Origin of the sequence: Pseudomonas sp. AP19, from assembly GCF_001728855.1 — a bacterium.
GTDB lineage: Bacteria > Pseudomonadota > Gammaproteobacteria > Pseudomonadales > Pseudomonadaceae > Aquipseudomonas > Aquipseudomonas fluorescens.
Genome location: NZ_LXJP01000119.1, coordinates 1 through 3,698, shown reverse-complemented (window position 1 = coordinate 3,698; position 3,698 = coordinate 1). Strand labels below are relative to the sequence as shown.

The following is a 3,698-nucleotide window of genomic DNA, read 5'->3' as shown; positions in this document are numbered from 1 at the left end:
TATCTGCCCGGTGTTGCGCTGCTCGTTGAGGGCCGCCACGTCTGCGGCATACTTCTGCCGCATGGCCAGATCGGCGCGCATCCGGTCCCGCGCCTTATCACCCATGCCGACGCCGGCCAGTTCCTGATCGAAGCCGTCTGTGGTGGTTTTTGTGCTGAGGGACTGAGCATTTTTGAACGCCGTCAGCTTCAGGTCATCCTCGTTGGCCTTCTTCAGCTTGTTCAGTGCATCCAGCTCAGCGGCCATGCCCATGAGCTTTTTCTTTTGCGCCTCACTCAGCTTGCCAAGCTTGCCCTCCTGAAGCTCGAAAGAAAGCTTCATCACCTCGGTGGCGTCTTTCTGTTTGTCACCGGTGGTGTTGATCAGCTCGATCTGGCGCTTGTAGCCCTCCTCGGCTGTGTCGAAGGACTTCAGTTGTTGCTTGGCCGCCGACTCTGCTTCGCTCGTATTCTTTCTCGCGGCCTTCGCTGCTGCATCGTCGGAGGCCTTCTGCGCATCCTTCGCGGCGGCCGCGGAACGGATCGCGACGATCATCCCTTCAGTGAGATCCTTATTCTCGGCAATAAACCGATTCGCAGCCTCAAGAGCGGTTTTATCTTGAGCGGCACCGAGTTGCTTTTGTAACTGCTCTAGATACTTTTGCCCGACGCCTGCGGCTGCAGCTTTGGCGGCAGCGTTCTCCAGTTGGGCGCGTGTGTTTTCATCGGTCTGGCCGGTGAGTGCAGCAAGTGCTGCTTTAAGATGGGAAACATTTTCAGCATTCTCAGCCGCAGCGCCACCACTTTTCTCCAAAGCGTCTGCCATTTCAGCAGTCACGCCGGGAACCACGCGCACCTGATCCGCCACCGACTTCCAGTCGACAACCATTCCGGCCGACTGATCAGAGGACGCTTTCTTGATGATATCCATAGCCGACTGGAATTCAGGCGGCAAAGGAGCTATGCCTGCCATGAACCCTGAAGCGCCAGCGAGGCCGGCGTTTGTCAGGCTACTTTGAAACTCAAAAGCGATTGAGCCCGCGGCGGTAGTTAGATTACTCTCAGCGTCCTCAATGGAAGCCTTAAGCTCCCGAAGGGTGACCGATTGCGTTGCCCTGTTGAGCTTGTTGAATTTATCAACGAGCTTATCGATTGGGTCGCCGAGGTCGCCCAGTTTTTTCTCGAGTACGCTGGTATTGTCCCGCAGCGTGAGAAACGCGGTGGCGGCACCAATAGCTAGAACAGCAATGCCAGCCGGTCCGCCAAGAACTCCCATTATGCCTAGCGATGCGCGACTTGCAGCAGCCTGAGCTGCAGCCACCGCATTGGTTGCACGGGTCTCTACCATCCTGGCTTCAGCGAGCTGCAGTGACATTTGCGTCTGTACGGCGGTTCCGCGCGCAGCAACTGCTTCTTTCTGCGCGAGAAAAACGGAAGTTTGGGCCTTCTGTTGCTCGGCCTGAGCGGCAAGCAGAACGGCAGTGGCCTGAGCCTTTCTGGCTATAGCATCAGCGACAGCAGCCCTGGTCGCGGAAACCGAGGCGGCGGCAGATCCAGCAAGCTGACGCCCATAACCTGCCAATGCGCCAATCGCAACCACGCCTGCGATATCCGCAAGAGTCGCAAAGTTATCCCCGAGGACGCCGATACCTTTGGCCAGAATCCCGGTACCGTCAGTGGTTTCGTTCAGCCGACCAACGTAAACAGAGAACGCGTTGTTGAGGTTTTGCATTGCATCGCGTACCGCGACGCCCATGCTATCAGCCAACACGCCGTTGGCTTCTGCGGACTTCTGCAGCCCCTTGGTCAATATGTCGAGACCCAGCTTTCCCTGAGCGCCAAGACTTCGAATTTCTTCAGAGGTCTTCCCTGTTGACTTGGCGATAGTGTCCACAACAGTCGGCATGGCTGCGAGGATTGATTGCCATCCGTCCGCTTCTACCTTGCCGGTTTGAAGTGCCTTCGAGTATCCGTCGATGGCAGAACTAGCCTTATCAGCAGAAGCTGAGTTCGTCACCAGGAGAAAGCTGAAGCTATCCATAACGTCCAGCGCCTGGCTGGTGTTATAGCCCATAGACTTCAGGCTGCCCGAGGTACGAATATACAGCTCTTGAGCCTCGGCGAGCGGCCGATAGGTTCGCTTGGCAGTGGAGAGCAAGCGATCCTGCACAAGGTTGTATTCGTTTACGCTACTAGTGGCCATTCCGATGCGATCAGACATCTGACTGAATGAGTCTGCTGTCTCAATGATCTTGCCAACGGAGGCAGCACCAACCGCTACTGCAAGGGCGCTCTTGATCATTCCTGCAGCGCTTTGGGCTCTCTCTCCCGCGCGATCAAATGCACCATCGATACGGCCCAAACTCTTGTCGATCTTGCCTGCCGACTGACCGACGGTGGAATCTGCCCGCGCCATCTCTTGACGCAGCTGCGCCGTGGTAGCCTCAATGCGGACGAGCATCCCCTGTACGTCGGTATCAGCCATGGTTTTCTCCAGACAATAAAAAACCCGCAAAAGCGGGCTTCGGTTGAGAGTTGATTTATTTTCTAATCGTGGGAGTTTCTCCTGTTGGCCGCATCAGTAATTTTCCGGATACGGCGCTCCTCCCTGGCCTGCTGCCTGGAAGGGCTGGACGATACTCTTTGCCACGCGTAAACAGCCAATAGGATCACTACAACTGCACCCAGCGAGATACCAATGATGCCGCCAGCAGAAAGCGCTATGGCGGCAATTCCAAAGAAAAACCCAGGGGCTAGCGTTACGGCGATTACCAGAAGTAGGACCACCATTATGATTTGCATAGGCTTTGCCTCCATTCAAACCAGCAGCGTACCAAATAAGTGGAATCTACCCAATTATGCCGCCGGCCTGCCCGTAAGCGCCTGCCGCAGCTTATCGGCCACAGTCGATGGGGATGGCTTTTCAGCCTTGGGTTTCGCCTTTCCGCCACCAAAGGGGTTCGTCATCTGTGCCCATTCGATCTTGGCGTCCATGGCAAGGAACAGTTCGGGCATCGGCGTAGACCAGGCCATGGCCGGTGTCCAGCCCAGCCAGCCCGTGGCCACCGCGTAGAGCCGGTCGACGTAGCTGCCGTCCTCGACAGCACTTACGCCGCCGCCGGCTTTTCCTTTCCCACATCAGGGCCTTTGGGGTTGTACAGCGCCACCAGGTAAGCGTTGAGTTGCACGGAAACATCCAGCACGCCCGCTTGCCAAACCTGCTCAGCCACAGCCTCGGCCTGCTTGCCTTTCAAGCCAGCACCTCCGGCGATGATCACCGCGCACCCTTCGATGCTCAGGGCGTTGATCGCCTGGGAAGCACCGCGCAAGCCGCCGAAGTGGGCCTCAATGGCGCGCACGGCGCCGAGGGTCGGCATGAGAGTGTAGGTCTCGTCGCCGAGCTTGATCTCGACGGTACCGTGAAGGGTCTTACTCATGTGTCGAATCCTTGGGGTTCGGGGCCGAAGCCCCGGAGGTTAGGCGGCGGCAGACGGGAGAATTTCCAGGATGTCGGAGTTGATGCCGATCGTGACGTTGCGGCGAACCACGTTGTCAGCGGCGCCGGCGGCGACGGTGTTATTCATCACCTTACCGCGCAGGTAGAACGTAGTCGGCAGGAGCGCCGGGGTGGCGGTAGGGTCGCCATCGTTCAGGGTGATCTTGATGTTGTAGTCGCCCTTACTGCGATCCTTGTGAGCGATCTTCAGCTTGGCTTGGCCA

Annotated in this window: 3 protein-coding genes and 1 pseudogene; all 4 read right to left on the bottom strand. The window is 57.5% G+C overall.

Annotation, left to right across the window (positions count from 1 at the left end):
* Positions 1–2,463 (bottom strand): tape measure protein (locus A7D21_RS33765; RefSeq protein WP_069553835.1); only part of this gene is annotated, 2,463 nt, incomplete at its 3' end.
* Positions 2,464–2,834: 371 nt separating this feature from the next.
* Entirely contained in the window at positions 2,835–3,011 is a 177-nt protein-coding gene (locus A7D21_RS33755) for a hypothetical protein (protein WP_371859256.1), read from the bottom strand.
* A gap of 74 nt (positions 3,012–3,085) precedes the next feature.
* A complete protein-coding gene (locus A7D21_RS33750) occupies positions 3,086–3,415 on the bottom strand; it encodes a hypothetical protein (protein ID WP_069553832.1) in 330 nt (109 codons plus the stop codon).
* Between the two features lie 39 nt (positions 3,416–3,454).
* Positions 3,455–3,698 (bottom strand): annotated as a pseudogene (locus A7D21_RS33745) (hypothetical protein); the annotation flags it as partial.

Coding starts and splice junctions, on each gene's coding strand:
- A7D21_RS33755 (WP_371859256.1), bottom strand. CDS start 3,011: ATGGCCTGGTCTACGCCGATGCCCGAACTGTTCCTTGCCATGGACGCC.
- A7D21_RS33750 (WP_069553832.1), bottom strand. CDS start 3,415: ATGAGTAAGACCCTTCACGGTACCGTCGAGATCAAGCTCGGCGACGAG.